Source organism: Streptomyces hainanensis, assembly GCF_004348415.1.
GTDB classification, from domain to species: domain Bacteria; phylum Actinomycetota; class Actinomycetes; order Streptomycetales; family Streptomycetaceae; genus Streptomyces; species Streptomyces hainanensis.
In genome coordinates, this window is sequence record NZ_SMKI01000490.1 from 1 (window position 1) to 5,519 (window position 5,519).

The 5,519-nt window shown below is 72.5% G+C and carries 4 protein-coding genes; 3 read left to right on the plus strand and 1 reads right to left on the minus strand.

The window, feature by feature from the left end; genetic code table 11:
- Both E1283_RS30805 and E1283_RS30810 read left to right on the plus strand, forming a co-directional pair.
- Positions 1-3,436 (plus strand): DUF6531 domain-containing protein (locus E1283_RS30805; RefSeq protein ID WP_132821464.1); only part of this gene is annotated, 3,436 nt, incomplete at its 5' end.
- Positions 3,437-4,057 carry a hypothetical protein gene (locus tag E1283_RS30810; protein WP_132821465.1) on the plus strand — a complete coding sequence of 207 codons (621 nt, stop codon included), beginning with the start codon at positions 3,437-3,439 and terminating at the stop codon, positions 4,055-4,057.
- Positions 4,058-4,062: 5 nt separating this feature from the next.
- Here the strand turns inward: E1283_RS30810 and E1283_RS30815 are convergent, their stop codons facing one another.
- Complete coding sequence (locus E1283_RS30815) at positions 4,063-5,112, minus strand: LLM class flavin-dependent oxidoreductase (protein ID WP_132821466.1); 1,050 nt, start codon at positions 5,110-5,112, stop codon at positions 4,063-4,065.
- A gap of 131 nt (positions 5,113-5,243) precedes the next feature.
- Between E1283_RS30815 and E1283_RS30820 the strand changes: the two genes are divergently transcribed.
- The coding region (locus E1283_RS30820; RefSeq protein WP_132821467.1) for an alpha/beta fold hydrolase at positions 5,244-5,519 on the plus strand (276 nt) is incomplete at its 3' end.

Genomic DNA, 5,519 nt, shown 5'->3' on the forward strand with positions numbered 1-5,519 from the left:
GGGGCGGGCCATGCGGGGGCTGGTCACCCGGGGCGACCCGATCGACATGGCGACCGGCGAGATGGTGCTCTCCGCCACCGACGTCCAACTTCCCGGCGTGCTGCCCCTGGTGCTGGAGCGGCACCACAGGACCTCGGTGCGGGCCGGGCGGCTCTTCGGCCGGTCGTGGGCCTCCACCCTCGACCAGCGACTGGTCCTGCGCGAGTCGGGCGTCGACTTCTGTGCCGAGGACGGCATGGTGCTCGCCTATCCCCGGCCGCTCGCCGAGAGCCCGGTGCTGCCCGTCGAGGGGCCACGCTGGACCCTCGGCTGGGACGGGCAGCCGGGGGCGCCGCTGACGCTGCACCAGCCGGAGACCGGCCGCACCCTCCACTTCGCGTCCGTGCCGAGTCGCCGTGGTGGCGAACTCCCCCTGATCGCCATCACCGACCGCAACGACAACCGCGTCGACATCCGTTACGACGAGGCCGGCGACCCCACCGACGTCGTCCACTCCGGCGGCTACCACCTCGGCATCACCACCGAGCACGGCCGGGTGACCGAGCTCCGGCTGCTCAGCCACCCCGACCAGCCGCTGCTGCTCGCCTACGGCTATGACGACTCCGGGGCGCTCGCCGAGATCCGCGACTCGTCCGGCCTGCCGCTGAAGCTGTTCTACGACGACCACCACCGGCTGCGCCGCTGGGAGGACCGCAACGGCTACTGGTACGCCTACGAGTACGACGCCGAAGGCCGCTGCGTCTTCACCACCGGCACCGACCGCGTCCTCGAGTACCACTACCGCTACGACCCCGACAACCTCCGCACCTCCGCCGTCAACTCCCTCGGCCAGGAGGCGGTCTACCACTTCAACGACTGCTTCCAACTGGTCGCGGAGACGGACCCGCTCGGACAGGTCTCCACCCGCGAGTGGGACCGGTACGACCGGCTGCTGTCGTTCACGGACCCGTTGGGCCACACCACCCGCTACGCCTACGACGATCACGGGCACGTCACCGTCGTCACCCGTCCCGACGGCCGGGAGATCCGGGCCGAGTACAACGATCTCGGTCTGACCTCGGAGATCGTCCAGGCGGACGGTTCGGTGTGGGCCTACGCCTACGACGGCGCCGGCAACCGCACCGTGATCCGCGACCCGGCCGGCGGCACCACCCGCCTCGCCTACGACCGGCGCGGCGCGCTCGTCACGGCCTCGGACGCGGCCGGCAACGAGACACGCCTGCTCTGCGACGCCGCGGGCATGCCCGTGGCGTTCGTCAACCCGCTGGGGGAGATCACCGAGTACCGGCGTGACGCGTTCGGTCGCACGGTCGAGGTCGTGGACGCGCGGGGCACCGTGCGGCGCGCGGAGTTCACGGTCGAGGGGCGGGCGCTCAGCCAGACCGACGGGCTCGGCGGAGTACGGCGGTGGAGCTACGACGCCGAGGGCAACTGCCGTAGCCACACCGACGAGAACGGCGCCACCACCCGCTACGAGTACGGCCCGTTCGACCTCCCCGTCGCCCAGACCGGCCCCGACGGCGTGCGCTACGCCCTGGTGCGGGACACCGAGCTCCAGCTCGTCCGGGTGATCGACCCCACCTCACGCTCCTGGGAGTACACCTACGACGCCTCGGGTCGGCTGGTCGCGGAGACCGACTTCGACGGCCGCACCACCGACTACCGGCTGGACGCCGCGGGCCGGCTCGTCGGCCGGGTCAACGCCGTGGGGCAGACGGTCGGTTACACGCTGGACGCGCTCGGGCAGCCCGTCTCGCTCGACGTGGACGGCCGCGTCACCGACCTCGGGTACGACGCGCTGGGCCGGCTGCTCACCGCCACCGGTCCGGAGGCCGAGCTCGTCGTGCGGCGGGACGCGGTCGGTCGCCCGACGTCCGAGACCGTCAACGGCCGCACCATCGCCTACGCCTACGACGCCACGGGCCGCCCCGTGTCCCGCACCACCCCGTCCGGACACACCAGCGACTGGTCCTACGACGAGGCGGGCCGCCTCCGCTCCCTGCTGTCGGCCGGACACACGCTGACGTTCGAGCACGACGCGGCGGGGCACGTGACCCGGCGCGCCTACTCCTCGGGCCTGACCGTGGACGACGTCTGGGACGACGCCGGACGCGTGACCACCCGGACCCTGACGAGCCGGGCCGCGGGCGTGCTGGCCCGGCAGACCCACGCCTACCGGGCCGACCACGTCCTCACCGGCGTCGGCGACACCCGGTTCGAGCTCGACGGAGCCGGGCGGATCACCGGGCTCGCGGAGGCCGGAGACGCGCCGGGCGCCTGGCGTGAGAGCTACGCCTACGACCCGATGGGCACCCTGGTCGCCGCCGACTGGCCGACCGCCGGCGAGGCCGGCGGCGACCGCACCGTCGCGGGTGGCCTCGTCACCCGGGCCGGGCGGGTTCGCTACGAGTACGACGCCGCCGGCCGCATGGTGCTGCGGCAGAAGACCCGCCTCTCCAAGAAGCCCGACACCTGGCGCTACGAGTGGGACGCCCAGGACCGGCTCGTCGCGCTCACCACCCCGGACGGCACCCGGTGGCGCTACCGCTACGACCCGTTCGGGCGCCGGATCACCAAGCAGCGGCTCACCGCCGACGGCTCCGTGGCGGAGGAGACCACCTTCACCTGGTCGGGGACGACCCTGGTCGAGGAGTCGGGCCCCGACACCACGCTCAGCTGGGAGTACGACGGCCGGATCCCGCTGGCCCAGGTGGAACAGGACGAGATCGACCGGCGGTTCTACGCCGTCGTCACCGACCTCGTCGGCACCCCGACCCGCCTGGTCGACGAAGCGGGCGGGACCGCCTGGCAGGCCGGCAGGACCGTGCACGGCATCACCACGGCCGACCCCCGCTCCACGGCCGCGACACCGCTGCGCTTCCCCGGCCAGTACCACGACGCCGAATCCGGCCTGCACTACAACTACCAGCGCTACTACGACCCCGAGCTGGCCCGCTACCTCTCGCTCGACCCGCTGGGCCTCGGCCCGGCGCCCGACGCCGCCGGCTACGTGGCCAACCCGTTGTGCGACACCGACCCGCTGGGCCTCGCCGCGCACGACGAGATGGTGGTGCTCTACCACGGGGCGCAGGATCTGCGGGGCGCGACGTTCCAGCTCGGCGCCCCGACGGGCGTGGCCGTTCGCGGCTCGACCCCGCAGCCCGGCCTCTACCTCACCGACGATCTCACCCGGGCCATCCAGCAGTACGCGGGTCAGGGCGGGCAGGTGGTGCGCGTCGAGGTGCCGAGGGAGTTCGCCGACCGCATCCGGCAGATGGGCGGCCCACCCGGAAACCAGCAGCCGGAGTGGTTCGTCGACAACGCCACCGATCTCGCCGAGGTCAACAATGGGATCATCGGGATCAGAGGCTCCATGGACGCGTTCATGAACTGGATGGGCAGAGGCCCTGGCCAAGCACCGGAGAGTATGAGTTAAGTGACACACCCTCACCCACCCGTATCGGAGTCCTCACTCGCCCGCGAGGTCTTCGGGCCCCTCGGCGGCATCGTCGCCCTCGGTGCCGCCGCCGGCGAAACGGCCCTGCCCGTCGGCGACTTCACCGCCGCCCACGGGCCGGAGCTGGATCGCCTGCTGAGCCTGGTCCAGGAGGTCGGCGGCTTCGGCGACGAGACGATGGCCATCGTCGACGAGTTGGGGTGGCACCAGAACCACGATGCCACCCCGTTCCTCGCGATGTGGTCGGGCCTCATCGAGCCCTACCCCTTCGACGCCGACGACCCCGTGGTCGTCCGGCGTATGGTGACGATGGGCGCGGACCTGCAGTCGGTGGCGTTCCTGCACGCCCTGGTGGCGGCCGCGACCGTCCGAACCGACGCCGACCCCGCCCGTCTGGCCGAGGGGATCGCCGAGGCGCTCCGGGTGTCCTGCGCGTTGCTCGGCGGAGTCACCAGCCCGGCGGCGACGTTCCGCGCCTGGCGAGTGGCCCGCCTGGCCGGCATCCTCCAACCGGGCCCGGCGGTGCCCGAGGACGCGAGGACCCGCTGGCGCGACTACGCGCACCGGTTGGAGGCCCCGCTGCTGGGCGACGCCGGCTGAGGGTGTCAGGCCAGGGCCGGCATGAGGTGGTCGTGGATCAGGCGGAGTTGGGTGTCGACGTCCGCGGCCTCGATGAGGTCGCGGCCGGTGAAGGCGCGGACCAGGCCGCGGTCGGTGATGGCGCAGATGAGGTGGTTGACGCCGGCGGGGGCCAGTTCCGTCCGGATCTTGGCCAGGCACTCCTCTGGGGTGCCGGCGATGGAGAGGCGGTCGGCGATGTCGGGGGTGGTCAGCTCGATGCCGCGGGCCAGGTCGCCGGCGGCGATGGCGTCGGTGATGGGGGCCAGTTCCTCGGGGTCGACGCCGTTGCGGCGTAACAGTTCCGCGGGCATGGAGGAGGCGTAGATGCCGACCATGCTGCGGGCCGCCTCCCTGGCCACCGAGGAGTCGGGGCCGGTGGAGAAGACGACCCAGGCGCCGATGTCGAGGGTGCGCCAGTCCTTGTCGGCGCGTTCGGCGCCGGCGCGGAGGTGGCTGACGGCGTAGTCGTACGCCTCCCGGGTGTAGCCGAGGGCGTGGTGACAGCCGTCGGAGAGCTGCCCGGCGGCCTCGAACGAGCGCGGGCCGCGCATGGCGCCGAGCATCAGCGGCAGCCGCTCCTGGACGGGGCGGGCGAAGGTGAAGAGACCGTCGTAGGTGTAGAACTCGCCGCGATGGGTGATGGCGCCGTCGTCGAGCAGGGTGCGGACGACGTGCAGGGCCTCCTTGACGCGGGAGAGCGGGCGGTTCCTGGCCCAGTCCATGCCGTACTGGGCGAGCAGGCCGAAGTTGCCGCTGGAGAGCACGCCCTCGGCCCGGCCGCCGGACAGCTCGTCGAGCGTGGCGAGGGACTGGGCGATGAGGCTCGGTTCGCGGAGCGTCACCGGGGAGACGCTCGGCCCGAGGCGGATCCGGCTGGTCTGGCCGGCCGCGACGGCGAAGAGCTGCCACAGGTCCTTGTGCCAGGTCTCGTCGGCGGCGTAGCAGGCGTGGAAGCCGAGCTCGTCGGCGAGTCTGATGGACGCGAGGGAGTCGCGCAGCGGGTAGTCGGGGAGGAGGGCGTAGCTGATCTTCATGGGCACCACCGGGGTCCGGTACGGATGTGTGTGCGGCGTGCTACTCGGAGCACTTTCCTGGCCGTGGCGGGGGAAAACGGCCGTTCGGTTAGGGTCGGGGGGTCGTTCCGTGATGCTGTGGGGTGCGAACCATGTCGAGAGCGGTTGCCGGGGACGGGGTGGGCGTCGCCTACCAGACCGGTGGGGTCGAGGGCGCCGAGGCGTTGGTGCTGTTGGCCGGGCAGTCCAACAACCACCACTGGTGGGACGGCGTCAGGGAGGACTTCGAGGAGCGCTTCCTGACGATCACGCTCGACTACCGGGGCACCGGGGCGAGCGACGCGCCGGACGAGCCGTACAGCACCCGGGGCTTCGCGGCGGACGTGGTGGCGGTGCTCGACGCGCTGGGGGTGGCGCGGGCGCACGTG

Excerpts from the sequence above, each read along its gene's own strand:
- E1283_RS30815 (WP_132821466.1), bottom strand. The coding sequence starts at position 5,112 with ATGAAGATCAGCTACGCCCTCCTCCCCGACTACCCGCTGCGCGACTCC.